General features: G+C 62.8%; 23 protein-coding genes. 11 read left to right on the top strand and 12 right to left on the bottom strand.

The window, feature by feature from the left end; translation table 11 throughout:
* Positions 1–48 precede the first annotated feature (48 nt).
* From B9N72_RS05590 to B9N72_RS05560, 7 genes are all read right to left on the bottom strand, one after another.
* Positions 49–2,010, bottom strand: coding sequence for an acetoacetate--CoA ligase (locus B9N72_RS05590; RefSeq protein WP_085275441.1), 1,962 nt, complete (start codon positions 2,008–2,010; stop codon positions 49–51).
* A gap of 103 nt (positions 2,011–2,113) precedes the next feature.
* On the bottom strand, positions 2,114–3,565 hold the full coding sequence (locus tag B9N72_RS21855) for a hydroxymethylglutaryl-CoA lyase (RefSeq protein ID WP_159453018.1): 1,452 nt from the start codon (positions 3,563–3,565) through the stop codon (positions 2,114–2,116).
* Positions 3,566–3,625: 60 nt separating this feature from the next.
* On the bottom strand, positions 3,626–5,710 hold the full coding sequence (locus B9N72_RS05580; protein WP_085275439.1) for an acetyl/propionyl/methylcrotonyl-CoA carboxylase subunit alpha: 2,085 nt from the start codon (positions 5,708–5,710) through the stop codon (positions 3,626–3,628).
* A gap of 1 nt (position 5,711) precedes the next feature.
* Positions 5,712–6,503, bottom strand: a complete 792-nt coding sequence (locus tag B9N72_RS05575; RefSeq protein ID WP_085275438.1) for an enoyl-CoA hydratase/isomerase family protein — start codon at positions 6,501–6,503, stop codon at positions 5,712–5,714.
* A gap of 8 nt (positions 6,504–6,511) precedes the next feature.
* Entirely contained in the window at positions 6,512–8,110 is a 1,599-nt protein-coding gene (locus tag B9N72_RS05570) for a carboxyl transferase domain-containing protein (protein ID WP_085275437.1), read from the bottom strand.
* Positions 8,111–8,113: 3 nt separating this feature from the next.
* A complete protein-coding gene (locus B9N72_RS05565; protein WP_085275436.1) occupies positions 8,114–9,283 on the bottom strand; it encodes an isovaleryl-CoA dehydrogenase in 1,170 nt (389 codons plus the stop codon).
* Positions 9,284–9,582: 299 nt separating this feature from the next.
* Entirely contained in the window at positions 9,583–9,990 is a 408-nt protein-coding gene (locus B9N72_RS05560) for a MerR family transcriptional regulator (RefSeq protein WP_008954348.1), read from the bottom strand.
* A gap of 322 nt (positions 9,991–10,312) precedes the next feature.
* On the opposite strand from B9N72_RS05560, the gene B9N72_RS05555 reads away from it, so the two are divergent.
* Together B9N72_RS05555 and B9N72_RS05550 are read left to right on the top strand one after the other, a co-directional pair.
* Complete coding sequence (locus tag B9N72_RS05555) at positions 10,313–12,001, top strand: AMP-binding protein (protein ID WP_085275435.1); 1,689 nt, start codon at positions 10,313–10,315, stop codon at positions 11,999–12,001.
* Positions 12,002–12,270: 269 nt separating this feature from the next.
* Complete coding sequence (locus B9N72_RS05550) at positions 12,271–12,939, top strand: YecA family protein (RefSeq protein ID WP_085275434.1); 669 nt, start codon at positions 12,271–12,273, stop codon at positions 12,937–12,939.
* Between the two features lie 269 nt (positions 12,940–13,208).
* Here B9N72_RS05550 and B9N72_RS05545 read toward each other — a convergent pair whose 3' ends face one another.
* Positions 13,209–14,993, bottom strand: a complete 1,785-nt coding sequence (locus B9N72_RS05545; RefSeq protein WP_085275433.1) for an acyl-CoA dehydrogenase C-terminal domain-containing protein — start codon at positions 14,991–14,993, stop codon at positions 13,209–13,211.
* Between the two features lie 175 nt (positions 14,994–15,168).
* On the opposite strand from B9N72_RS05545, the gene B9N72_RS05540 reads away from it, so the two are divergent.
* From B9N72_RS05540 to B9N72_RS05515, 6 genes are all read left to right on the top strand, one after another.
* Entirely contained in the window at positions 15,169–15,726 is a 558-nt protein-coding gene (locus tag B9N72_RS05540; RefSeq protein WP_085275432.1) for a DUF2062 domain-containing protein, read from the top strand.
* Positions 15,713–16,270, top strand: coding sequence for an NUDIX domain-containing protein (locus tag B9N72_RS05535; protein ID WP_085275431.1), 558 nt, complete (start codon positions 15,713–15,715; stop codon positions 16,268–16,270). Before B9N72_RS05540 ends, B9N72_RS05535 begins: the two co-directional genes overlap by 14 nt.
* Entirely contained in the window at positions 16,257–16,574 is a 318-nt protein-coding gene (locus B9N72_RS05530; RefSeq protein WP_085275430.1) for a PilZ domain-containing protein, read from the top strand. Before B9N72_RS05535 ends, B9N72_RS05530 begins: the two co-directional genes overlap by 14 nt.
* Positions 16,575–16,762: 188 nt before the next feature.
* Positions 16,763–18,691, top strand: coding sequence for a PrkA family serine protein kinase (locus tag B9N72_RS05525; protein WP_085275429.1), 1,929 nt, complete (start codon positions 16,763–16,765; stop codon positions 18,689–18,691).
* Positions 18,692–18,778: 87 nt separating this feature from the next.
* Positions 18,779–20,050, top strand: coding sequence for a YeaH/YhbH family protein (locus tag B9N72_RS05520; protein WP_085275428.1), 1,272 nt, complete (start codon positions 18,779–18,781; stop codon positions 20,048–20,050).
* Positions 20,051–20,081: 31 nt separating this feature from the next.
* Positions 20,082–21,605 carry a SpoVR family protein gene (locus B9N72_RS05515; RefSeq protein ID WP_085275427.1) on the top strand — a complete coding sequence of 508 codons (1,524 nt, stop codon included), beginning with the start codon at positions 20,082–20,084 and terminating at the stop codon, positions 21,603–21,605.
* 183 nt (positions 21,606–21,788) lie between these two features.
* Here the strand turns inward: B9N72_RS05515 and dapB are convergent, their stop codons facing one another.
* Both dapB and B9N72_RS05505 read right to left on the bottom strand, forming a co-directional pair.
* On the bottom strand, positions 21,789–22,589 hold the full coding sequence (dapB, locus tag B9N72_RS05510; protein WP_085275426.1) for a 4-hydroxy-tetrahydrodipicolinate reductase: 801 nt from the start codon (positions 22,587–22,589) through the stop codon (positions 21,789–21,791).
* 2 nt (positions 22,590–22,591) lie between these two features.
* Positions 22,592–22,978: an outer membrane protein assembly factor BamE gene (locus B9N72_RS05505; protein WP_085275425.1), complete on the bottom strand. Its 387-nt coding sequence runs from the start codon at positions 22,976–22,978 to the stop codon at positions 22,592–22,594.
* 95 nt (positions 22,979–23,073) lie between these two features.
* Here B9N72_RS05505 and fur point away from each other — a divergent pair, with 95 nt between their 5' ends.
* The 3 genes from fur to B9N72_RS05490 are packed head-to-tail and all read left to right on the top strand — an operon-like array spanning position 23,074 to position 24,917.
* A complete protein-coding gene (gene fur, locus B9N72_RS05500) occupies positions 23,074–23,499 on the top strand; it encodes a ferric iron uptake transcriptional regulator (protein WP_200810883.1) in 426 nt (141 codons plus the stop codon).
* A gap of 7 nt (positions 23,500–23,506) precedes the next feature.
* Positions 23,507–24,208 (top strand): leucyl/phenylalanyl-tRNA--protein transferase, encoded by a 702-nt coding sequence (gene aat, locus B9N72_RS05495; RefSeq protein WP_085275423.1) that lies wholly within the window; start codon positions 23,507–23,509, stop codon positions 24,206–24,208.
* Positions 24,195–24,917, top strand: a complete 723-nt coding sequence (locus B9N72_RS05490) for an arginyltransferase (protein ID WP_085275422.1) — start codon at positions 24,195–24,197, stop codon at positions 24,915–24,917. Before aat ends, B9N72_RS05490 begins: the two co-directional genes overlap by 14 nt.
* Before the next feature lie 66 nt (positions 24,918–24,983).
* Here B9N72_RS05490 and B9N72_RS05485 read toward each other — a convergent pair whose 3' ends face one another.
* Both B9N72_RS05485 and B9N72_RS05480 read right to left on the bottom strand, forming a co-directional pair.
* Entirely contained in the window at positions 24,984–25,475 is a 492-nt protein-coding gene (locus B9N72_RS05485; RefSeq protein ID WP_085275421.1) for an outer membrane lipoprotein, read from the bottom strand.
* Positions 25,472–26,512, bottom strand: coding sequence for a quinone-dependent dihydroorotate dehydrogenase (locus tag B9N72_RS05480; protein ID WP_085275420.1), 1,041 nt, complete (start codon positions 26,510–26,512; stop codon positions 25,472–25,474). Before B9N72_RS05480 ends, B9N72_RS05485 begins: the two co-directional genes overlap by 4 nt.
* Positions 26,513–26,554 lie beyond the last annotated feature (42 nt).

Genomic DNA, 26,554 nt, shown 5'->3' with positions numbered 1-26,554 from the left:
CGGCCTAGCTCGGCTGACGGGCCGGCTTGCGGCCCGGTGCGAGGGAGATCAGCCCTGCAGTTCCGGCAGGTGCTCGAACAGCTTGAGCGCCTGCGGGTTGGCCAGTGCCGTGACGTTGCTCACTGGCTCGCCGTGGATCACGTTCTTGACCGCCAGCTCGACGATCTTGCCGCTGATGGTACGCGGAATATCGGCGACCTGGATGATCTTGGCGGGCACGTGGCGCGGGCTGGCGCCGTGCTTGATCTTGTCGCGCAGCCGGGCGACGAGGTCGGCGTCGAGCGTCAGCCCCTCGCGCAGGCGTACGAACAGGATCACGCGCTCGTCGTCCTGCCAGCGCTGGCCGACCGCCAGGCTTTCCAGGATGTCCTCGAACGCTTCCACCTGACGGTAGATCTCGGCGGTGCCGATGCGCACCCCGCCGGGGTTGAGCACGGTGTCGGAGCGGCCGTAGATGATCAGGCCGTCGTGCGCGGTCAGCTCGGCGTAGTCGCCGTGGCACCAGGTGTTGGGGAAGCGCGCGAAGTAGGCCTTGCGGTATTTCTCCCGCTCCGGGTCGTGCCAGAAGCCGATCGGCATCGACGGGAAGGGGCGGGTGCAGACCAGCTCGCCTTTCTCGCCACGCACCGGCTGGCCGCGGTCGTTCCAGATGTCCACCGCCATGCCGAGGCCGCGGCACTGCAGTTCGCCACGGTACACTGGCAGGTTGGCCGAACCGAGGGCGAAGCACGACACGATGTCGGTGCCGCCGGAGATCGACGCCAGATTGAGATCCTGCTTGATGTGCTGGTATACCCAGTCGTAGCTCTCGGCCACCAGCGGCGAGCCGGTGGAGAAGATGGCGCGCAGCTGGGAGAGGTCGTACTCGGCGCCCGGTTCCACGCCGAACTTCTTCAGCGCGTCGAGGTACTTGGCCGAGGTGCCGAAGTGGGTGCAGTGGTAGGCGCTGACGTAGTCCCACAGGACGCGCTGGTTGGCGGCGAACGGCGAGCCGTCGTAGAGCAGCAGCGTGGCGCCGCTAGCGAGCCCGGAGACCAGCCAGTTCCACATCATCCAGCCGCAGGTGGTGAAGTAGAGCAGCACGTCGCCGGCGTGCAGGTCGCCGTGCAGCTGGTGTTCCTTCAGGTGTTGCAGCAGCGTGCCGCCGTGGCCGTGCACGATGCACTTGGGCTTGCCGGTGGTGCCGCTGGAGTAAAGGATGAACAGCGGGTGGTTGAACGGCACGCGTTCGAAGCTCACCTCGTTGGCGATGTAGGGTTGGATGAAGTCGTCCAGCGTCGCGGCCTTGGGGACGGCGGCGGCGAAGGCCGCGGTCTGGCCGAGGTAGGGCAGCACCACGACCTTTTCCACGCTGGGCAGGCCGTCGGCGATGACCTGCATCTTGCCACGGATGTCGATGGCCTTGCCGCCGTACCAGTAGCCGTCCGGACAGAACAGCAGCTTGGGTTCGGTCTGGCCGAAGCGGTCGATCGCGCCGTCGGTGCCGAAGTCGGGTGAACACGATGTCCAGATCGCGCCGAGGCTGGTGGCGGCGAGCATCGCCGCCACGGTTTCCGGCATGTTCGGCACGAAGCCGGCGACGCGGTCGCCAGCGCGCACGCCCATCGCCGACATGGCCTGCTGCAGGCGCGAGACGAGGTCGTGCAGTTCCCACCAGGTCAGCTCGCGCTTGACCTTGTCCTCGCCCCAGAACACCAGGGCCAGCGCGTCGTCGCGACGGCGCAGCAGGTTCTCGGCGTAGTTGAGCCGGGCGTCGGGGAAGAAGCGTGCGGCGAGCATATCGTCGCCGTGAATGAGGGCCGTCTCTCCCTTGCTGCCGATCACGCCGGCGTAGTCCCACAGCAGCGACCAGAAGCGAGCCGGGTCGTCGATGCTGGCCTGCCACAGCGCGTGGTAGTCGTCCAAAGGTTGGCCGAAGGCGGTTTCGGCGAGGCGGGTGAAGGCGGTGAGGTGGCTGCCGGCCAGGCGGCTCGGCAAGGGTTGCCAGATCGGGCTCCAGTCTTCCTGCATGGTTTCTCCTCTAGCCCGACGCGCCGGCGGTGCCGGCGGCCGTGGATTGTTATCTTTAAGCTGCAGTGTCAGCGGAGGCGGGCGACAACGCAGACGATTGCTGTCATTCGGGCAAGGTCAAGGCCTTGCCCACGCTCGAACCGACTTCCCTGCCCAATTCGCCGGAAATGAAACGGGCCGTCGCCACCAGCTGCGGCAGGTCGATGCCGGTCTCGTAGCCGAGGCCGTGCAGCAGGTAGACCACGTCTTCGGTGGCCACGTTGCCCGAGGCTCCCCGAGCATACGGGCAGCCACCCAAACCTGCAACCGATGAGTCGAATGTGCCGATTCCGGCGCCGATGGCGGCATGAATATTGGCGATTGCCATGCCGTAGGTGTCGTGAAAATGCCCGGCAAGCCGTTCTGTTGGCACAACCTTGCTGACGGCTTCCAGCATCGCCAGCACCGTGTTGGGGGTGCCCACGCCGATGGTGTCGCCCAGCGAAATCTCGTAGCAGCCCATGTCGTACAGCGCCTTGGCCACCATGGCGACTTGCTGTGGCGCGATCCTGCCCTCGTAGGGGCAGCCTACCACGCACGAGACGTAGCCTCGCACGCGAAGGTTGGCCGAAGCGGCGCGTGCCATCACGCTTTCGAAGCGTTGCAGGCTCTCGGCGATGCTGGCGTTGATGTTCTTGCGGCTGAAGCTCTCGCTGGCGGCGCCGAATATGGCGATCTCCCTGACGCCGCAGGCCAGCGCGGCGTCCAGCCCTTGCTCGTTGGGCACCAGCACCGGGTAGTTGACCGGCCCGGACAGGTCGAGCGCCTTGAGCACCTCGGCCGAGTCGGCCATCTGCGGCACCCACTTGGGCGACACGAAGGCGCCGGCTTCGATGGTGGTTAGGCCGGCGTCGCGCAGCCTTTTGATCAGTTCCAGCTTGGTCGCCAGCGCGACCGGCTGCTTCTCGTTCTGCAGCCCGTCGCGCGGGCCGACTTCGACGATCTTGATGTGTTTCATGGCGTCGCTATCCAGTGAGGCACCTGCCGTCGCGGGTGCCGGGTAAAAAGACGGCCAGCGCGGGACGACCGGCAGGTAAATTTCCATCTGGCGCCCCGCGTGGCCGGGGCTGCTGCGGCCGTCGTAGCGTTCGAACGACTCGCTGCCGGCATGCTGCCAGGGGGCCGTGGGTAGCCAGTCCTGGTCGGCCACCTGCCAGGTGGCGACGATGGCGCGAGAGAAGGCCTCGTCGTTGTCGGCCGGTGGCGTGGTGAACACGGCGTAGCGGGCCGGGGCGATGGTATGGAGGCCGGCGCCCGCGGGCAGTTGCGGCGAGTTCTGGCATTCGATACCGATCAGGTAGTCGAAGGTGCCGCTGGCCGGATCGAAGCTGCGCACGACACCGTATTCCACGGCGTGCGGCAGGCCGAGCGACGCCAGCAACGGTGCGCGCAAGCTCTGGGCGTAGCGCTGCCAGAACGCCGGGATGTCGCGCAGGTTGGCCTGCTCCTGCAGGCTGGTGCGGATGGCGAAGCCGGCGAGGGTGATGCCGGGGTGGTCGACGATCTGGGGTGTCATGTCCATTCTCCGTGAGGGTTGGGCCGAGCTGCCATGCCTTTGGCATGGAGGCTCATGCCCTCACTCCGCCTCGAAATCCACCAGCTCGTCGCCGTCCTTGACCTGTTCGCCGGCGGCGAAGTAGAACGCCAGCACCTTGCCGTCCGCCGGCGCGGTGATGGTGTGCTCCATCTTCATCGCTTCCAGGATCAGCAGCGGTTCCCCTTTGGCGATCGCCTTCCCCTCTTCGGCCAACAGCGCCACCACGCGGCCCGGCATCGGCGCCTTGAGGTGGGTTTCGCCGTGCACGCCGGCTTCCTGGTAGGCGTAGGGGTCGACATAGTCGAGTGCCAGGCGCTCGCCTGCGGCGAACAGCACGCGCTGCAGACCGTGGCGCACCAGGGTGGCGTCGAGCTGCTTGTCGCCCAGCGTGGCCGCGAGGCGGTTCTGCTCGAGGCGAGCGCTGGCCTGGATCGTTTCGCCGCCGATCTCCAGCGCGAAGCCGTCGCCCAGATAGCTCGCCATGACCTCGTGGCGGGTCTCGCCATGCTGGAAGGCCACGCGGCGCTTCAACGTGCCATTCAGGCGCCAGCCGGCCAGCGCGCCGAAGGCGTGGCGGTCGTCGGCCTGCGTGGCGAGCACTTCGCCCAGTGCCAGCAAGGCCAGTTGTTCGCTGCTCGGTGCCGCCGCGGGCGGCAGCAGGCTGTCCTGGTAGCGGGCGATCAGGCCGGTATCGACGTCACCGCTGGCAAACGCCGGGTTGGCGACGATGCGGCGCAGGAAACGGATGTTGGTCGTGACGCCCGCCACCTGGTACGCCGCCAGCGCGGCGTCGAGCTGCTGCAGTGCGGCTTCGCGCGTCTCGCCCCAGACGATCAGCTTGGCGATCATCGGGTCGTAGAACGGGCTGATGGTATCGCCCTGCAGCACGCCGGTATCGACGCGCACCTGGGTGTTCTCCGCTGGCGGCTGCAAGTGCACCAGGGTGCCGGTGGCCGGCAGGAAGCCCTTGTCCGGGTCTTCGGCGTAGATGCGCGCCTCGATGCTGTGGCCGCGGATCGCCAGCTTGTCCTGGCTTAGTGGCAAGGGCTGACCCGAGGCCACCTTGAGCTGCCACGCCACCAGATCCTGACCGGTAATCATCTCGGTGACTGGGTGTTCCACCTGCAGGCGGGTGTTCATTTCCATGAAGTAGAACTGGCCTGAGTCCACGTCCATGATGAACTCGACCGTGCCGGCGCCGACGTAGCCCACGGCGCGAGCGGCGGCGACGGCGGCCTCGCCCATGGCTTTACGGGTTTCCGCCGGCAGGTGCGGAGCGGGAGCTTCCTCCAGCACTTTCTGGTGGCGGCGCTGTACCGAGCAGTCGCGCTCGAACAGGTAGACGCAGTCGCCCTGGCTGTCGGCGAAGACCTGGATCTCGACGTGGCGCGGGCGGGTCAGGTACTTCTCCACCAGCACCTTGTCGTCGCCGAAGCTGGCGCGTGCTTCGCGTTGGCAGGAGGCGAGCGCGGCGAGGAAGTCATCGGATTTCTCGACGATGCGCATGCCTTTGCCGCCGCCGCCGGCGCTGGCCTTGATCAGTACCGGGTAGCCGATGATGTCGGCTTGGCTCTTGAGGAAGTCCGGCTCCTGGTTGTTGCCGTGATAGCCCGGCACCAGCGGCACCTTGGCCTTTTCCATCAGCGCCTTGGCGGCGGACTTGCTGCCCATCGCCGCGATGGCCGAAGCCGGCGGGCCAATGAAGGCGATGCCGGCGGCCTCGCAGGCGGCGGCGAAGTCCTCGTTCTCGGACAGAAAGCCGTAGCCGGGGTGGATGCCCTGGGCGCCGCTCTGCCTGGCGATGTCGAGGATCAGCTCGGCTTTCAGATAGGACTCGGCCGCCGGCGCAGGGCCCAGACGGTAAGCCTCATCGGCCAGCTTGACGAAACGGGCGTCGGCGTCGGCATCGGAATACACCGCCACGGTGCGGATGCCCATGGCGCGCGCGGTCTTGATCACGCGGCAGGCAATCTCACCGCGGTTGGCAATCAGGATCTTGTTGAACATGGTGGGGCGCTTCCCTGTTTCTGTTTTCGCCGTCTCCGGAGCAATGGCTGGGTGGCTGTCGGCAAGGTTGGCCGAAGGCGGCGTGGCAAAGGCGCTGGGCATCGGGTAGGTGTGCATCTCAGTCCTTCGCCCACGCCGGCGGGCGCTTGTCGAAGAACGACGCCAACCCTTCGCGAGCCTCGGCGCCGACGCGAATGGCGGCGATGCGTTGGGCGGTGTCGTCCAGCAGCACGTCGTCGAGCGGCGAGCCGTCGCGCAGCAGCCCCAGCAGGTCCTTGGCGGCGGCCAGGGCCTGCGGTCCGCCCTTGGCGAACTCGGCGGCCACCGCCGCGACGCGGGCGTCCAGTTCGTCGGCGGCGACGACTTCGTGCACGAGGCCGATCTTCAGCGCGGTGGCGGCGTCGATGCGCTCGGCGCTGAGGAAGTAGCGCCGCGCCTGGCGCCAGCCGATGGCGTCGGCGACGTAGGGGCCGATGGTGGCCGGGATCAGCCCCAGCCGCACTTCGGTCAGGGCGAACTTTGCGGCGTCGGTGGCGATCGCCACGTCGCATACCGCAGTGAGCCCGGTGCCGCCGGCCATTGCCGCGCCGTGGATGCGGGCGATGACAGGCTTCTTGCTGCGGTAGATGCCCTTGAGCATGGCGGCCAGCCGGTTGGCATCGTCCAGGTTCTGCGCCTCGCTGTAGCCCGCGGCGCGGCGCATCCAGTCGAGGTCGGCCCCGGCCGAGAAGCTCTTGCCGCGTCCGGCCAGCACGATCACGCGCACGCCGGCGTCCTCGTTCAATTCGACGAAGGCCCGCGTCAGCTCGGCGATCAGCACCTCGTTCATGGCGTTGTGCAGCTCGGGCCGGTTCATCCACACCGTGGCGAGGTACCCGGCGCGTTCGATTTCCAGGGTGGTATAGCTCATCACAGACCTCACATCCGGAACACGCCGAAGCGCGTCTTCTCGATCGGTGCCGACAGGGTGGCTTCCAGCGCCAGGCTCAGCACCTCGCGCGTCTGCGCCGGGTCGATCACGCCGTCGTCCCACAGCCGCGCACTGGCGTAGTAGGGGTGGCCCTGGTGTTCATACTGCGAGCGGATCGGCGCCTTGAACGCCTCTTCCTCTTCGGCCGACCAGGCGTCGCCCAACTGGTCGCGCTTGACCTGCGCCAGCACGCCGGCTGCCTGTTCGCCGCCCATCACCGAGATGCGGCTGTTCGGCCACATCCACAGGAAACGCGGCGAGTAGGCGCGGCCGCACATGCCGTAGTTGCCGGCGCCGAAGCTGCCGCCAATCAGCACGGTGAACTTGGGCACGCTGGCGCAAGCCACTGCCGTCACCAGCTTGGCGCCGTCTTTGGCGATGCCGCCGTTCTCGTACTTCTTGCCCACCATGAAGCCGGTGATGTTCTGCAGGAAGATCAGCGGGATGCCGCGCTGGCAGCACAGCTCGACGAAGTGGGCGCCCTTGAGTGCGGACTCGGAGAACAGGATGCCGTTGTTGGCAATGATGCCGACACGGTAGCCGTTCAGCCGCGCGAAGCCGGTGACGAGCGTGGTGCCGTAATTCTGCTTGAACTCGTCGAAGTCCGAGTCGTCCACCAGTCGCGCGATGATCTCGCGCACGTCGAACGGCTTCTTCGGATCGACCGGGATCACGCCGTAGATTTCCTCCGCAGCGTAACGCGGCGGCGTGGGTTCGGCGCGGTCCAGTTCGCCCTGCTTCTTCCAGTTGAGGTCGGCCACGATGCGCCGGGCGATCGAGAGTGAGTGCGCGTCGTTCTGTGCCAGATGGTCGGCCACGCCGGAGATGCGGGTATGCACGTCGCCGCCGCCCAGTCCCTCGGCGTCGACCACCTCGCCGGTGGCGGCGCGCACCAAGGGCGGGCCGCCGAGGAAGATGGTGCCCTGTTCCTTGACGATGATGGTCTCGTCGCTCATCGCCGGCACGTAGGCGCCGCCGGCGGTGCACGAGCCCATCACCACGGCGATCTGCGGGATGCCGGCGGCGGAGAGCTGGGCCTGGTTATAGAAGATGCGGCCGAAGTGCTCGCGGTCGGGGAACACCTCATCCTGCAGGGGCAGGAAGGCACCGCCGGAGTCCACCAGATAGAGGCAGGGCAGGCGGTTCTCGCGGGCGATTTCCTGGGCGCGCAGGTGTTTCTTCACCGTCATCGGGTAGTAGGTGCCGCCCTTCACCGTGGCGTCGTTGGCCACGATCATGCACTCCACCCCCGCCACGCGGCCGATGCCTGCCACCACGCCGGCGCCGGGGGCACCGTCGTGGTACATGCCGAAGGCGGCGAGCTGCGACAGCTCGAGGAAGGGCGCGCCCGGATCGAGCAAGAGATCGATACGCTCGCGCGGCAGCAGCTTGCCGCGCGCCACGTGCTTGGCGCGGGCGGCGTCGCCCCCGCCCAGCGCGGCTTTGGCCACTTTTTCCTTCAGGTCCGCCACCAGCGCGCGCATCTTGTCGGCGTTGGCCTGGAACTCCGCCGCGCGCGGCGACAGCTTGGATTCGAGTGTCGGCATGGCTTACCTCGTTTCGGCCATCAGCTCGCGGCCGATCAGCCAGCGGCGGATTTCGCTGGTGCCGGCGCCGATCTCGTACAGCTTGGCGTCGCGCAGCAGGCGGCCGGTGGGATATTCGTTGATATAGCCGTTGCCGCCCAGGCACTGGATGGCATCGAGCGCCATCTGCGTGGCGTTCTCGGCGGCGTAGAGGATCGCTCCTGCCGCATCCTTGCGGGTCTGGCGGCCGGATTCGCCGCGGTCCAGCGCCTGGCCCACGGCATAGACGTAGGCACGGCTGGCCGACAGCTTGACGTACATGTCGGCAAGCTTGCCCTGCATCAGCTGGAAGTCGCCGATGGCCTGGCCGAACTGCTGGCGGTCGTTCAGGTACGGCACCACCACGTCCATGCACGCCTGCATGATGCCCAAGGGGCCCGCCGCCAGCACGGCGCGCTCGAAGTCCAGCCCGCTCATCAGCACCTTCACGCCTTCGCCCTCCTTGCCGAGGATGTTCTCAGCCGGCACTTCGCAGTCGTCGAAGAAGATCGGGTAGGTGTTGGAACCGCGCATGCCGAGCTTGTCGAGCTTGCTGCCGTGCGTGAAGCCGGCGAAGCCCTTCTCGACGATGAAGGCGGTGATGCCCTTGGGGCCGGCGTTGACGTCGGTCTTGGCGTACACCACCAGGGTGTCGGCATCGCCGCCGTTGGTGATCCACATCTTGCTGCCGTTGAGCACGTAGCGGTCGCCCTTCTTGTCGGCGCGCAGCTTCATGCTCACCACGTCGGAACCGGCGTTGGGTTCGGACATCGCCAAGGCACCGACATGCTCGCCGGAGATCAGCTTGGGCAGGTAACGGCGTTTCTGGTCTGCGTTGCCGTTCTTGCGGATCTGGTTGACGCACAGGTTGGAGTGGGCGCCGTAGGAGAGGGCGACCGAGGCGCTGGCGCGCGAGATTTCCTCCATCGCGATCATGTGCGCGAGGTACCCCATGTTGCTGCCACCGTATTCTTCTTCTACGGTGATACCAAGCAGGCCCAGGTCGCCGAACTTCTTCCACAGGTCGGCCGGGAACAGGTTGTCGCGGTCGATGTCGGCGGCGCGCGGGGCGATCTCGGCGTCGGCGAAGGCCTTTACCGAATCACGCAACATTTCATAAGTCTCGCCATGAGCAAAACGCAGGCTGGTGAACATGATCGTTTTCTCCTCTGTCATTCTCGGCGCAAGGGCCATGTCGTCGATTTATTTTGGTTTACGTTTACGTAAGCGTCAATATGAAAATGCAAAAAAAACCAGCTTGGTGGGGTTCAGATTGCTGACAAACCCGATCGAGCGTAGCGAGCCCCCTTACAGGGCAAGGGCAGGGGGATTGGGGATAGATAGAGAGGCTGCGGAATCAAATGCTTAGGTGGAGAGACCCGGCTCTGCCGGGTCCTGTAAACACGTACCAGAGTACTTTGTCCGCAGCCTAACTCCGCTTGGTGGGGTTGGGTTCAGCCGTTGGCGGAGTCGGACTTGGCGGTCATCTCGTCGATCACGGTACGGCAGTGCGCTTCCAGCGTGTCGATCTCGGCCAGCACTGCATCGATGTCGTCGCGCTGCTCTTCCAGTTGCTGGCGGCGTTCGCTCAACAGCCGCAACAGCTTGAGCGACTGGCTCGCCTCATCTTTCGCCAGTTCGTACAAGTCGAGGATTTCGCGGATTTCCTGCAGCGACAACCCGATGCGCTTGCCGCGTAGAATCAGCTTCAGACGGGCGCGATCGCGTCGGGTGAACACGCGCTGGCGGCCGGCGCGCTCCGGTTCGATCAACCCCTGCTCCTCGTAGAAGCGGATGGTGCGCAGGGTGACGCCGAAGTCGCGGGCCAGGTCGGAGATGGAGAATAGCTCTTGTTGTGTCATGGTGATCCCTGTCCTTAGAACCTATCGCATCAGGCTGCTGCGCCTGCCCATTTTGAGTATCGGCGGGGCTCTGCGCGTGCGAATTTCTAATTCGCTCAGCCATGATCCTCATGTACTCCTGTACATTCCGGTTCCTGTGCTCCGGCGCTACTCAACCTGCTTTGGCTCGCGAGCCTGCTGCGATCGATTCTCACATGTCGCGATTGTAGCGTTTTCTCCACGCTTGCAGGTCGGTCTTGTGATTACGTTTACGTAATAGTAACTTATCGCACAGAAGAAAAGCAGATCAATCACCGCGTTCCGCGATACAGGAGGAGAGAGCATGACCCAAGCCAGTTATGTCCATGGCGCCAGCGAGATTCCGTTGATCGGGCAGACCATCGGCCAGTACTTCGACGCAACCTGCGCCCGCCACGCCACGCGCGAGGCGTTGGTGGTGCGCCAGCAGTCCGTGCGCTGGAGCTACGCCGATCTCCACGAGCAGGTCGAGCGGTTGGCGTGTGGCCTGCAACGCTTGGGGCTGAAGCCGGGAGAGCGCATCGGTATCTGGTCGCAGAACAACGTCGAATGGGTGCTGATGCAATTCGCCAGCGCCAAGGCCGGACTGGTGCTGGTCAACATCAACCCGGCCTATCGCCGCGCCGAGCTGGAATACGCCCTCAACAAGGTCGGCTGCCGCGCGCTGGTGCTGTCGCCCAGCTTCAAGAGCAGCGACTACCTGGAAATGGTCAACGACCTTGCGCCGGAATTGGCCCACTGCACCCCCGGCGCGCTACGCGCCGCCAGGCTGCCGACGCTGGAGATGGTGATTCGCATGGGCGACGAGGCCAGCCCCGGCATGCTGAACTTCAACCGGCTGTTGACCGAACCGACCGACGCCGAGCGCGCCATGCTGGCCGATACCGGCGCCGGCCTGCAGTTCGACGACCCCATCAACATCCAGTTCACCTCCGGCACCACCGGCAGCCCGAAAGGTGCCACGCTGAGCCACCACAACATCCTCAACAACGGCTTCTTCGTCGGCGAGGCGATGAAGCTGGTGCCGGGCGACCGGCTCTGCATCCCGGTGCCGCTCTACCACTGCTTCGGCATGGTGCTGGGCAACCTGGCCTGCCTGACGCACGGCGCCACCATGATCTTTCCGTCCGAGAGCTTCGAGGCGCTGGCGGTGCTGCAGACCGTGGCGGAAGAAAAGTGCACCGCCCTGCACGGCGTGCCGACCATGTTCATCTCCGTCCTCGATCACCCGCGTTTCGGCGAGTTCGACCTCTCCACCCTGCGCACCGGCATCATGGCCGGCAGCCCGTGCCCGATCGAGGTGATGAAGCGGGTGGTGGACACCATGCACATGGGGGAAGTCACCATCGCCTACGGCATGACCGAGACCAGCCCGGTCAGCTTCCAGAGTGCCACCGACACCCCGGTCGAGCGCAAGGTCTCCACCGTCGGCCTGATCCACCCGCATCTGGAAGTGAAGATCGTCGACGGCGAGGGCCGCATCGTGCCGCGCGGCGAAACCGGCGAACTGCTGACGCGCGGCTACTCGGTAATGCTGGGCTACTGGGGGGACGACGCCAAGACGCGCGAGGCCATCGACCCGGCCGGCTGGATGCACACCGGCGACCTGGCGGTGATCGACGAGGCGGGCTACTGCAACATCGTCGGCCGCGCCAAGGACATGGTGATCCGCGGCGGCGAGAACGTCTATCCGCGCGAGATTGAGGAATTCCTCTACCGCCACCCCAAGATCCAGGACGTGCAGGTGATCGGCGTGCCGGACGACCGCTTCGGCGAAGAATTATGTGCCTGGATCCGCCTGCGTGACGGCGAGACCGCCAGCGCCGACGAAATCCGTGCTTTCTGCCAGGGCCAGATAGCGCATTACAAGATTCCGCGCTATATCGAATTCGTCGATAGCTTCCCGATGACCATCACCGGCAAGATCCAGAAGTTCATGATGCGGCAACAGATGAAGGAGAAGCTGGGGTTGAGCGAGCACAAGACCGCCTGAGGCGGCCTGCCTCGGCATGGCGTGGCGGCGGAGGTTTCGGGGCGGATGGATGGTATGCGCATCCGGGGTCTTGCGATAAAGGACCGTCGCGTACCGGACAGCGTGCAGCACAGCGGTGCCGGCAGGCTTGCGTCACCCTGCCGGCCCTGGCACAACCGCCGTCTCTCCGCGTTCGCCGCTTGTCATGCCTTGACCAGCGCTTACCGTGAAGTGCCCCGCCCAGCGGGGCTTTTCGCTACAATGCCCGGCAAACAACCCGAGGAATCATCATGAGCGACATCGTATTCACCGACGCCGACCTGGCCCGTCTGGAAGAACTGCTGACCCCACTGTCGCAAAGCGGCAGCACCATGCGCCCGGACGAAGTGCAGGGCTATTTCACGGCACTGGCCAGCGGCCCTGACACGATTGAGGCCGGCAGCTGGCTCGACGAGGTGCTGGGGGACGCTCCCGAGTTCGAGGATGCCACGACCGAGGCCGAACTGGGGGCGTTGCTGCAGAAACTGTACGATGCCACCGTTGCCGCGCTGGTAGCCGGCGAGGTGCCTGATCTGATCCTGTACGAAGCCGAAGACGCCGAAGAAGCCGACTTCTGGCCGTGGTGCAACGCCTACCTGTACGCGCTGGACAACGTCGATACCGACTGGTTCGAGGCCGCCGATGACGAGGGTTTCGAAGACCTGCTGCTGCCGATCATGGCGCTGGGTGGCATGTTCGAGGACGAGGAAGAGGGCAAGGAGCTGATCACCTTCACCGACGCCGAACTCGACAATTTCAAGGACGAACTGCCCGACGCGATCCAGGCCGTCTACGCCTACTGGCAGGCCAAGCAACAGGCCCCGAGCACGGTGCGCCGCGAAGGCGACAAGGTTGGCCGCAATGATCCTTGCCCGTGCGGCAGCGGCAAGAAGTATAAGGCCTGCCACGGCAAGAACTGAGCGCTTGTAAATAAATCTGCTGCGCACCCCGATCCCGGTTCTGCGATGCTCGCCGTACCACTTGTACGGCTGTGCTTCTTAAACCGGCCTCGGGTTGCTCGCGACGATTTCTTTTACAAGCTCAACGTGAATTCGATCCGTCACATATAACCGCCCCGCCGGCTGCATGCTCGTGGGGCGGTTTTCATGACGGGGACAGGCGATCAAAAAAAAACGGCCCCAAAGGGCCGCCAAAACACACTCCTGCACAGAGTCGAACAAACCGGTTATCAGCAGGCGAACTGCTCCTCGCTCAGGCTCATCAGCGGCTTGGCGCCATTCTTGATGGTGGCCTTGAGCGCTTCCACTTCCGGCAGCAGCTTGGCGTAGTAAAAGCGGGCGGTGGTGATCTTGGCCTGGTAGAAATCGTCCTCGCCCTGGCCCAGCTTGGTGTAGGCCACTTCGGCCATGCGTGCCCACAACCAGGCGTAGGTCAGGTGGCCGATCAGGCGCAGGTAGTCGGTGGCGGCCGCTCCGGCCTCGTCCTTGTCCTTGAACGCGGCCATGCCGACGGCCATGGTGACGTCGCCGACTTCCTTCAGCAGCCGCGACAGCGGGCCGGCGAACTCGGCCAGCCGGTCGTTGCCCTCGTTGGCCTGGCAGAACTTGTGAATCTGTTTGGTGAACTTGCGCAACTTCTGGCCCTGATCGAGCAGCACCTTGCGGCCCAGCAGGTCGATCGCCTGAATGCCGTTGGTGCCCTCGTAGATCTGCGAGATGCGGCAGTCGCGCACCAGCTGCTCCATGCCCCATTCGCGGATGAAACCGTGACCGCCAAATACCTGCATGCCCATGTTGGCAGCGGTGTAGCCGTTGTCGGTCATGAAGGCCTTGGCCACCGGGGTCAGCAGTGCCACCAGGTCGGCGGCGTCCTGCCGTGCCGCGGCGTCGGGGTGTTTGTCCTCGATATCCAGCTGCAGCGCCAGCAGCGTAGTCAGCGCGCGGCCGGCCTCGGTGTAGGCCTTCTGCGTCAGCAGCATGCGGCGCACGTCCGGGTGAACGATGATCGGGTCGGCCGGCTTGTCCGGGCTGTGCACGCCGTTGAGCGCACGCATCTGCAAACGCTCCTTGGCGTAAGCCAGCGCCCCCTGGAACGAGGCCTCGCCGATCCCCAGACCCTGCATGCCACAGCCCAGGCGCGCCGCGTTCATCATGGTGAACATGCAGGAGAGCCCCTTGTTCGGCTCGCCGATCAGCCAGCCCTTGGCGCCGTCGAGGTTGATTACCGCGGTGGCGTTGGCCTTGATGCCCATCTTGTGTTCCAGCGCGCCGCAGTAGACGGTGTTGCGGCTGCCGTCGTCGTGGAACTTGGGCACGATGAACAACGAGATGCCCTTCACGTCCTTCGGCGCATCCGGCAGGCGTGCCAGCACCAGGTGGATGATGTTGCCGGGCATGTCGTGTTCGCCGGCTGAGATGAAGATCTTGGTGCCGGTGATGCTGTAGCTGCCGTCGCCGTTCGGCTCGGCCTTGGTCTTCAACAGGCCCAGGTCGGTGCCGCAGTGCGGCTCGGTCAGGCACATGGTGCCGGTCCACTCGCCCGATACCAGCTTGGGCAGGTAGGTGGCTTTCTGCTCCTCGCTGCCGTGGGCGTGGATGGCGGAATAAGCGCCGTGGGAGAGGCCGGGGTACATCGACCACGCCACGTTGGCCGAACACTGCATTTCCATCACCGGGAAGGCCAGCGACTTGGGCATGCCCTGGCCGCCGTAGGCCGGATCGCAGTCGAGTGCCGGGAAACCCAGTTCGCAGTACTGGGCGTAGGCTTCCTTGAAGCCGGCCGGCGTGGTCACGCTATGGGTGACGGCGTCGAAGTGGCAGCCTTCCTCGTCGCCCGGGCGATTGAGCGGAGCCAGCTCGTTCTCGCAGAACTGGGCGGCGGCTTCGAGGTAGGAGGTGTAGATATCCTGCGTGGCTTCCTGATAGCCGGGCAGGGTGGGGATGACGTCCTGGATCTTGATCAGCTCGTTCAGGACGAAATCGAAATCGCGCAGGGGGGCCTTGTAGGCTGGCATGGTGTTGTCTCCTGAGTAGCTCGGCCCGTAGTCGTGCGGTTCGGGCAATCGTTTTCTGCCGGTATCGCACCGGCCAATAAATCAAACGTATGTTTAAATTATGAATGAAGCTTTGGCAAGCTTTTTCGCTAACATGGACTGAGGCATGGTTGCTAATTAACGACAGTCCGCCCGCATGAGCCGAATCCGCCAACACCTGCGCAAGCTGCTGCCAGATCGCCATGTGCTGTTCCAGAACCGTTACCTGAGATGGCTGGCGCCGTATCTGGATCATCCGGCGTTTTGGTCATTGAACCGGCGCAAGGTGGCCCTGGCCTTTGCCATCGGCTTGTTCTCCGGGCTGATGCCGGGGCCGAGCCAGATGATCACCGCCGCCTTGCTGGCGCTCGTGTTCCGCGTCAATCTGCCGGTCGCCATCGTCACCACGCTCTATAGCAACCCGCTGACTTACCTTCCGCTCTACTACTTGGCGTATACCTACGGCAAGCTGCTGCTGGGGCGGGTCAACCACGATACGATGACAGCCATACCGGAGTGGTCGATGTCGTCACCAGTGGAGTGGCTGCAGCAGGTGGCAGGCTGGATGGCGGGCTTGGGCTTGCCACTGGCGGTCGGCGTGCCCATGCTGGGTCTCACGCTCGGGCTTGCCGGATATCTGTGCGTTCGGGCAGGATGGCGCTGTTATATCGTGATGGCATGGAAGAAACGGAAGGGATGGCGTGGAACTCGTTGAACAAACCTTGAGCACGGAAACGGTTTACCAGGGGGGCTTTCTCCAGGTGCGGCGGGACAAGGTGCAACTGCCGGACGGCAGCACCGCGTTTCGCGAATACATCCTGCATCCCGGTGCGGTCGCCATCCTGGCACTGACGCCTGACGGCGAACTGGTCATGGAGCGCCAGTACCGCTATCCCGCCGGCCGGGTCTTTCTCGAAATTCCCGCCGGCAAGATCGACCCGGACGAAGCGCGCGACAGCACGGCGCGCCGGGAATTGCGCGAGGAAACGGGCTATCAGGCCGAGCGTTGGACTTACCTGGGCACGGCGCATCCTTGCATCGGCTACGCCAACGAACAGATCAGCTATTACCTCGCCCAGGACCTGACCCTGCACGAACGGCAGCTGGATCACGGCGAATTTCTCGACGTCGTCACCGTGCCGCTGGCCGACGCCATGGGTATGGCCCTGACCGGCGAAATTTGCGACAGCAAGTCGATCGTCGGCCTGCACTGGTTGTCCGCCCACCTCGACGGGAGGTTGCCGGGTGCCACCGTTTGATCCGCACCACGAACGCCGTGGCGCACGGCGTGTCCGCATGGGGTGCAACGCCCGCATCAAGTCACGCAATACCGGCGAAACCCATTATGGCGAATGCATCGACCTGTCGATCGACGGGCTTGCACTGCGCACTTCGTTCGTGCCGCAATTCGGCGAAAGGCTGCTGGTCGTGGTGCGTGCCCCGGCTGTTGGTGGGCTGCCGGGTAAGCCGTTCGAAGCCGAAGTGGAGGTGCGTCGCTGCAACGAAATTGAGCGCGGCCGGCTTTATGAAATCGGTGCGCGCATCATTGAACTGAAATCCTGAACCGGGAAAATTTCTTACATCCAGCTGACATAGATTGCCGCGACGAGCCCGGATTCCTGTGCTATACCCAAAAAAACATAATGAAGTAGAACCGGTTCACTAGCAGTCACTCTAATTGTGCAAGGGGGCATGGCGAATGTGCGAAACGTTCGCTGCCGCCCCCTGCCGCAACGTCAGGAGGCAGAGCCATGCACCCGGATATCTTCAGCCAGTACGCTTCACGTTACGATCGGACGCGCGAGGAGGAGTACACCATCCAGGAATACCTGGATATCTGCAAGCGCGAACCCGCCGCCTACGCCACCGCCGCCGAACGCATGTTGATGGCCATCGGCGAGCCTGAACTGATCGACACCCGCCACAATCCGCGGCAATCGCGAATTTTCAGTAACAAGATGGTCAAGATCTACCCGGCCTTCCGCGATTTCTACGGCACGGAAGAGGTGATCGAGCAGGTCGTGGCCTACTTCCGCCATGCGGCCCAAGGGCTTGAAGAGAAGAAACAGATTCTCTATCTGCTGGGTCCGGTTGGTGGCGGCAAATCGTCCATCGCGGAAAAACTCAAGGAGTTGATGGAACTGGTGCCTTTCTATTGCCTGAAAGGCTCGCCGGTCAACGAGTCCCCGCTTGGCCTGTTCAACTACGACGAAGACGGCTCCATCCTCGAGGAACAGTATGGCATTCCCCGTCGCTACCTGCGTGCCATCCCCAGCCCGTGGGCCGTGAAGCGTCTGCATGAGTTCAACGGCGACATCAGTCAGTTCCGCGTCGTCAAACGCTACCCTTCGGTATTGAAGCAAATTGCTGTGGCCAAGACCGAGCCGGGTGACGAGAACAACCAGGACATCTCGTCGCTGGTCGGCAAGGTGGATATCCGCAAGCTGGAAAAATACGCTCAGGACGATCCGGATGCCTACAGCTATTCCGGCGGCCTGTGCCTGGCCAACCAGGGTTTGCTGGAATTCGTGGAAATGTTCAAGGCGCCGATCAAGGTGCTGCACCCGTTATTGACCGCAACCCAGGAAGGCAACTTCAAGGGTACCGAGGGCTTTGGCGCGATCCCGTTCGAGGGCATCATCCTGGCGCACTCCAACGAGTCCGAGTGGAAACAGTTCAAGAACAACAAGAACAACGAGGCCTTCCTCGACCGTATCTATATCGTCAAGGTGCCGTACTGCTTGCGCGTGACCGAGGAAATGAAGATCTACGACAAGCTGATCCGCAATTCTTCGCTAGCTAATGCACCGTGCGCACCGGGAACGCTCAAAATGATGGGGCAGTTTGCCGTACTGTCCCGGCTGAAAGACCCGGAAAACTCCAGCCTGTTCAGCAAGATGCAGGTCTACGACGGCGAAAACCTGAAGGACACCGATCCCAAGGCCAAATCGCTGCAGGAGTACCGCGACTATGCCGGTGTGGACGAAGGCATGAGCGGGCTTTCCACCCGGTTTGCCTACAAGATTCTGTCCAAGGTATTCAACTTCGATCATTCCGAAGTGGCGGCCAACCCGGTGCACCTGTTGTACGTGCTGGAAAAACAGGTGGAGCGCGAGCAGTTCCCGCCTGAGGTCGAGCAGAAGTACCTTACCTTCATCAAGGAGTTCCTGGCGCCCAAGTATGTCGAATTCATCGGCAAGGAAATCCAGACTGCGTATCTGGAAAGCTATTCCGAGTATGGGCAGAACATCTTCGATCGCTACGTGACCTTCGCCGATTACTGGATTCAGGACCAGGAATACCGCGACCCGGATACCGGCGAGAGTTTCGACCGGACTTCGCTCAACGCCGAGCTGGAAAAGATCGAGAAGCCGGCGGGCATTTCCAACCCGAAGGATTTCCGCAACGAAATCGTCAACTTCGTGCTGCGGGCACGAGCCAGCAATGGAGGCAAGAACCCGACCTGGACGAGCTACGAGAAGCTGCGTATGGTGATCGAGAAGAAGATGTTCTCCAACACCGAGGAGTTGCTGCCGGTCATCTCTTTCAACGCCAAGGCGAGTGCCGAGGACGCCAAGAAGCATGAGGACTTCGTCAACCGCATGGTCGACAAGGGGTATACCGCCAAGCAGGTGCGTCTGCTGTGCGAATGGTACCTCCGGGTGCGCAAGTCGTCGTAAGCCCGCTTTTCTGGCCGGGGCTCCGGTTCCGGCCAGGCATCAGCGGCAAGGTACTCGCCTTGTCGAACCGGGATTGCAGAGGTGGCTATGGCTCACATCATTGATCGTCGTCTGAACGGAAAGAACAAGTCCGCGGTAAACCGCGAACGGTTCCTGCGCCGTTTCAAGGCCCAAATCAAGGAAGCCGTCTCCAAGGCCATCAAGGGGAGGAGCATCACCGATATCGACAGCGGTGAAAAGGTTTCCATTCCAGTCAAGGATGTCTCAGAGCCGGTATTCCATCACGGCAAGGGGGGCGTCACCGAGAATGTTCATCCGGGGAACGAGGAGTTCATCAAGGGGGATCGCTTCAATCGGCCGCAGGGCGGGGCCGGAGGAGGGGGGGGCAAGGCCAGCCAGGATGGCGAGGGGGAGGATGACTTTGCCTTCGAGCTGTCTCGCGAAGAATTCATGAATGTCTTCTTCGAGGATCTGGCGCTGCCTAACCTGGTCAAGACCCAGCTCATGGGGATTGAGGAAATGAAGTCCGTGCGTGCCGGCTATACCAGCGACGGCACGCCAACCAATATCAGTATCGTCCGTTCGCTTCGCGGGGCCTTGGCGCGTCGTGTGGCACTGTCCGCTCCCACCCTGTCTGAGCTCAACGAGGTCGAGGAGGATCTGGATACCCTGCTCGAATCCGACGAAGAGCATGACATCGAGGTCCGTGAGAAACGTAAGCGTATCCACATGCTGCGCGAGCGGCTCGCCAGCATTCCCTTCATCGACCCTTTCGATTTGCGCTACAACAACCGCGTCAGACAGCCGAAACCAACCAGTCAAGCGGTCATGTTCTGCATCATGGACGTATCAGGCTCCATGGACGAAGCGAAGAAGGACATGGCCAAGCGTTTCTTCATCCTGCTCTATCTGTTTTTGCAGCGAAATTACGAGAAGATCGAAGTCGTGTTCATCCGGCATCACACCAGTGCTGTCGAGGTCAACGAGCACGATTTCTTCCATTCGCGCGAATCCGGCGGCACCGTGGTGTCATCAGCACTCAACCTGATGAAGGAGATCGTCTACAAGCGCTACAACAGCAGCGAGTGGAACATCTATGTGGCGCAAGCATCGGACGGCGACAATTGGGACAGCGATTCGGCCAATTGCGCCCAAATCCTGAGTGAGTCGCTACTGCCGTTGTGTCAGTACTACGCGTATGTCGAGATCACCGAAAGCGAGCCGCAGAACCTCTGGTACGAGTACCTCAAGGTCAAGGAACGCTGCAAGCACTTCGCCATGCAGCGCATCCACTCTACGGCGGACATCTACCCGGTGTTCCGGGAAATTTTCAAGCGTCAGCCCGCTACCCGTGCCTGACTAGGCCAAGCCGACTTTGCGGAGGTGCAGCATGACACCCATTTCGACTGGTTCCGAATGGACCTTCGACCTGCTCGACGAGTACGAGCGTGCGATTCGCGAGATTGCCGTCAAGGAGTATGGGCTGGATGTGTATCCGGTTCAGCTTGAAGTCATTTCTGCCGAACAAATGATGGATGCCTACTCATCAGTCGGCATGCCGGTGAATTACCATCACTGGTCTTTCGGCAAGCACTTCGTTTCCACCGAAAAGAGCTACAAGCGTGGCCATATGGGGCTGGCCTACGAAATCGTGATCAATTCCAACCCCTGCATCGCCTATCTCATGGAGGAAAACTCCATGACCATGCAGGCACTGGTGATTGCGCATGCCGCCTTCGGCCACAACTCGTTCTTCAAGGGCAACTACCTGTTCCGCACCTGGACCGATGCCTCGGCCATTGTCGACTACTTGGTGTTTGCCAAGAGCTACATTGCACGTTGCGAGGAGCGCTACGGCATCGACGCCGTGGAGGAGTTGCTCGACTCCTGCCATGCCCTGATGAATTATGGTGTGGATCGCTACAAGAGACCGCAAAAGCTGTCGCTGGCCAAAGAACAAGCCCGGCAGGAGGAGCGTGAGCAGTACCTGCAGATGCAGGTCAACGATCTGTGGCGCACCATCCCGCGGCCGGCCAAGAGTGGTGGCGAGCATGAGCCGGTGCGTTTCCCGTCCGAACCGCAGGAGAACCTGCTGTACTTCATCGAGAAGTCGGCTCCGCTCCTGGAACCGTGGCAACGGGAAATCGTGCGCATCGTGCGCAAGGTCGCCCAGTATTTCTATCCGCAGCGCCAGACTCAGGTGATGAACGAAGGCTGGGCCACGTTCTGGCACTACACCATCATGAATCGTCTGTTCGCCAAGGGCCTGGTTACCGATGGCGCCATGATGGAGTTCCTGCAGTCGCATACCAACGTGGTCTATCAGCCTCCTGTCACGGCCCGCTGGTACAACGGCATCAATCCGTATGCTTTGGGTTTTGCCATGTATCAGGACATCAAGCGTATTTGCGAGGAGCCAACCGAAGAGGATCGACTGTGGTTCCCCGATATCGCCGGCAGCAACTGGCAACAGACGCTCGATTTCGCCATGAAGAACTTCAAGGACGAAAGCTTTGTCTCGCAATACCTGTCACCCAAGCTGATCCGCGATTTCCGCTTCTTCTCCATTCGTGACGATGATCGCGACAGCACCTTGCTGGTGTCGGCGATTCACGACGACGAGGGCTATCGTGACGTGCGGCAGAAGTTGTCGGAGCAGTACAACCTGGGATCACGCGAGCCCAATATACAAGTATGGTCGGTCAACGTGCGCGGTGACCGTGGCCTGACGCTACGGCACACGATGCATCGTCGTCGGCCGTTGGAGGCTGGGAGCGCCCACGAGGTGCTGAAGCATGTTGCGCGTCTGTGGGGGTTCGATGTTCGTCTGGAGAGCGTCAACGAAGCAGGGGATGTGGAGCAGACCTTTGAGGTGAAGCATTTGCCCGAACAGTTGTCATTGCAGTCGGCTTGATCCGGTGGGGCAGGTTGGATGGCCGCGAGGCAGGGCCTGGGACTGAAGGTTGGCCGAACAGTATGGGGTCTTGCTCCTGGCGCTTGCGACCGAGGCAGGTGGTCAGGCTCAGGGTGAAACGACGGAGCGATGATTCGCCGTTATAAGAAAGAGGAGAGGCGTGGCCCCTCCTCTTTGTTTGTGTCAACGCAGGCCCAAGACGTCTTGCATGTCGAACAGGCCGATCGGCTTGGCGGACAGCCATTTGGCTGCACGCACGGCGCCGTTGGCGAAGGTGGCGCGGCTGGATGCCTTGTGGGTGATCTCCACGCGTTCGCCATTGGTGGCAAACAATGCGGTATGGTCGCCGACCACATCGCCGGCGCGCACCGTGGCAAAGCCAATGGTCTTGGCATCGCGTTCGCCGGTCACGCCTTCGCGGCCGTAGACGGCACATTCCTTCAGGTCGCGGCCAAGCGCGTTGGCGATCACTTCGCCCATGCGCAACGCCGTTCCGGACGGGGCATCCACCTTGTGGCGGTGGTGGGCTTCGATGATTTCGATATCGTAGTCCTCTGCCAGAACTCGCGAAGCGATGTCGAGCAGTTTGAACGTCAGGTTTACGCCAACACTGAAGTTCGGCGCGAACACGATGCCGATCTTTTCCGAGGCCTGGCGGATGGCTTCCTTGCCGGCCTCATCGAAGCCGGTAGTGCCGATGATCAGCTTCACGTTGTGCGTGACACAGCTGGCCATGTAGTGGAGCGTGCCTTCCGGACGGGTGAAGTCGATGACAACGTCGGCGCCTTGCAGCGCGGCATCGAAGTCGGTGGTGACTTTGATGCCGGTGGCCTGGCCGAGGAACAGGCCGGCATCCTGGCCGATGAAATCGGAACCCGGCCGCTCCACGGCGGCGTGCAGCTGAAGGCCATCGGTCGCCAGCACCGATTCGATCAACGTGCGCCCCATGCGGCCGCTGGCTCCTACGATCACTACATTCATCATGGTTATTGTGCCTTCGATTGCTGAGCGGGGGCCGAGGCTTCGGCCGGGAGAATGGCGCGTTCAGCCGGCAGGGCTTCGCCCTCCACGCGCGTCATGGCGTCGCCATCGAAGTACACCGTCAGCAGCTTGTCCTCTGCCGGTTTGCCCGCTCGTACCAGGCGGTATTTGTAATCCCAGCGATTGCTATGGAAGGCATCGGTCAGGAGCGGCGTGCCCAGCAGGAAGCGAACCTGGCTGCGGGTCATGCCGGGCTTGAGTTTGGCGACGGCATCCTGCGTGACGTAATTCCCTTGAGGGATGTCCATTTGGTAAGGGGTGAACCAGCTCATCGGGTTCAGAGAACTGCAGCCGGACAGGACGATGGCGGCGGCAATAATCAGGACGCGCATGTGACTCCGCTCAGGTAGAATTTATGGGATGGTAATTAGGCAAAGCCGCGAAAAGGCTTTATCATGGTTTTTGGACCACCTACATTTATATCATGATGAGTAAAGCCAGTCACCTTAAAGATATTGGTCTGAAAGCGACCGGTCCCCGCCTGAAAATTCTGGATTTGTTCGAAACCAGCGAGTCACGCCACCTGTCGGCAGAAGACGTTTACCGCCGCCTCATCGCCGAGAATATCGATGTTGGCCTCGCCACCATCTATCGTGTCCTGACCCAGTTCGAGCAGGCAGGTATTCTGGTGCGCCACCATTTTGAAACCGGCAAGGCGGTGTATGAATTGAACGAGGGCGGCCATCATGACCACATGGTGTGCGTCAAATGCGGCAAGGTCGTGGAATTCTTCGATCCCGAAATCGAGGCGTTGCAGGATCGCATTGCGGAGCAGCACGGCTTCCACATCGTCGATCATGCCCTCTATATGTATGGCGAATGCCCTGATTGCGCTGGCACTAAAAAACCCTGATTGACCCATGGTTCCCTGGCTCAGCCGTGAGCTGGCTTTCCCCAGCGTCGAGAGCGCCCTGATCGAGCCGGATGGTTTGCTGGCTGCGGGAGGGGATCTTTCGTCCGCGCGGCTTGTGCTGGGGTATAGCCAGGGAATCTTCCCCTGGTTTTCACCTGGGGAACCGATTCTCTGGTGGTCCCCTTCCGAGCGCATGGTGCTGTTTCCGGCCGAGTTGCGCATCACCCGGTCCCTGGCCAAAACGCTGCGCAACCACCCTTATGAAATCCGTGTCGACACCGCCTTTCGCGAGGTCATGAAAGCCTGCGCGGCGCCGCGCGACGGTCAGCCCGGAACCTGGATCGGCCCTGGGATGGTCGATGCCTACTGCCACCTGCATGAGCTGGGGCTGGCCCATTCCTTCGAAACCTGGCAGCAAGGGGTGCTGGTGGGCGGTTTGTATGGTGTGGCGCTGGGGCGGATGTTTTATGGCGAGTCGATGTTCTCCCGCGTCAGCAATGCCTCCAAGCTGGCTTTTGTGCATATGTCCCGGCACCTGCAGCGCTGCGGTTTCGCCATGATCGACTGCCAGATGTACACCTCGCATCTGGCCAGCCTGGGAGCCAGGCGTATACCGCGGCACGAGTTTCTTGCTACGCTGAAAGAACTGGTGGGGCTTTCCGCCCCCGAAGGCATGTGGTCATACAGGTATAGCAATGAGTCACCGTGATGCCGGCCCGTTGATGGCCATCCATTTCTACGCCACGGCGCCATATCCGTGCAGTTACATCCCGGATCTGCAGGCTCGCTCGCAGGTGGCGATACCGGCTGAAGCCATCGACAGCGCCGTCTACAGCCAACTGGTGCGACTGGGGTTCCGGCGCAGTGGGCATTACACCTACCGGCCTTATTGTGATGGCTGCAAGGCCTGCCAGCCTGTACGTATCCCTGTGGCGGCTTTTACCTCCAACCGGACCCAGCGGCGTGCCTGGAAAAAACACGACAGTTTGGCCGTGGAGCTATTGCCGCTGCTGTACCGGGAGGAGCATTACGACTTGTACCGGCGTTATCAGGCGGCACGCCATGCCGGTGGCGGCATGTCCGAGGACGATTCGGGCCAGTACGCCGAGTTCATCCTGAAAAGCAATGTGGAGAGTTTTCTTGCCGAGTTCCGCCAGGACGGGGTATTGAAAATGGTGAGCCTGATCGACCGGCTGAGCGACGGTCTGTCGGCGGTGTATACCTTCTACGAGCCGGATGATGTACGTGCCAGTTATGGGGTCTACAACGTGTTGTGGCAGGTGCGGTTGGCTAGCCGGCTCGGGCTGCCCTACGTCTACCTGGGGTACTGGATCGAGGGGTGCCGCAAGATGGATTACAAGTCGGCGTATCGTCCTCTGGAAAGGCTGCGGGACGGGCGTTGGGAGCCCTTCTGCTGAGAGGGACGCGAAAAAAAGGGGCCGGTCTGGCCCCTTTGTCGTCTGGTCCTGTCAGCCGGACGTGGCTTAGAGCGGTGCCACGCGATCGTTGCCGCCGCCGGTCAGCACCTTGACGCGCTGCCCAACGGCAAAGGGGATGTCGGCTTCCTGAACGATCGACAGCATGCGGCCGGAACGGTCGAGCTTGACGGTGATTTCCAGTGCATTCTTGGTGCCGAGGTTGCGCTGTGCTGCCTGGGTGCCAAAGCCGCCTGCCAGGGCGCCGACAATGGTGCCGGCGGCGGCCCCGCGACCTTGGCCGATGGTGCTGCCCGCAATGCCACCCAGCGCTGCGCCACCCAGGGTCAGAAGCTCGTTGTTGTTGCCTTCCATCAGCACGTTCTGCACCGAGACCACCGTGCCGAATTCCACGTTCTGGGCCTGGCGCATCTGTCCCTTGGAGTAAACCGCAGCCGAGTCCGATGTGGCGCAGCCGGCCAGGGTGCCAGTGACGAGGGCCGCCGCGACGAGAGTTCGCAGAGCAGATTTCAGCATGTTCATTTCCTTGCGATGGATCATTTGTCAGAGTCCAGTTGGCGGCGTGCTTTCAACGCTTGCAGCACCTCGCCGACCAGGCCCGGACCACGATAGATCAGGCCACTGTAGAGTTGCACCAGTGTGGCGCCGGCATCCATCTTTTCGGCGGCGTCCTCACCGGAGTCGATGCCTCCCACTCCTATGATGGGCAGGGCGCCGTCGAGTTCCTTGGCCAGTTTGCGGATCAGGACGGTGGAGCGCTCGCGCACCGGGGCGCCGGACAGGCCGCCTGCTTCGTCCGCCATGGGGTGCCCGGCGATCTCGCTGCGCGACAGCGTGGTGTTGGTGGCGATGACGCCGTCGATCTTGTGCCCGGTGAGCAGGCGGGCGATGGCGACGATCTGCTCGTCATCGAGGTCCGGGGCGATTTTCACCGCCAGCGGTACGTAGCGGCCATGCTTGTCGGCCAGCTCCTGCTGACGCACCTTGAGACTGGCCAGCAGGGCCGACAGCTCGTCCGCCTGCTGCAGTTGGCGCAGGTTCTTGGTGTTGGGCGAAGAAATGTTGACCGTGATGTAGCTGGAGTAGGCGTAGACCTTATCGAGGCAGGCGAGGTAGTCGTCGACCGCGGATTCGATCGGGGTGGTGGCATTCTTGCCGATATTGATGCCGAGGATACCCTTGAAGCGGCAGTTGCGCACATTTTCCAGCAGTGCATCGACGCCCAGGTTGTTGAACCCCATGCGATTGATGATGCCCTGGTGCTCCGGGACGCGGAACAGGCGTGGCTTGGGGTTGCCGGCCTGTGGCCGCGGGGTGATGGTGCCGATTTCCAGAAAGCCGAAGCCGAGTCCGGCCAGGGCGTCGATGTGCTCCCCGTTCTTGTCGAGGCCCGCCGCCAGCCCCACGGGATTGGGGAAGGTCAGGCCCATGGCCTGCACCGGCAGCCGTGTGGTGCTCTGGCCCAGAATGCTGTCCAGGTGGAGCTGGTGCGCTTTGTCGAGCAGCTTCAGGGTGGTTTCGTGGGCGGTTTCTGCGTCTAGCTTGAACAGAAGAGGGCGCAGAAGCGAGTAGAGCATGCGGGTCTCCGGGTAGAAAAATGCCCGGATTATAACCGGGCG

Source organism: Pseudogulbenkiania subflava DSM 22618, from assembly GCF_900177275.1.
Taxonomy (GTDB): domain Bacteria; phylum Pseudomonadota; class Gammaproteobacteria; order Burkholderiales; family Chromobacteriaceae; genus Pseudogulbenkiania; species Pseudogulbenkiania subflava.
Note: the sequence above shows the minus strand (reverse complement) of the source record. Positions and strands in the feature narration are given on the sequence as shown.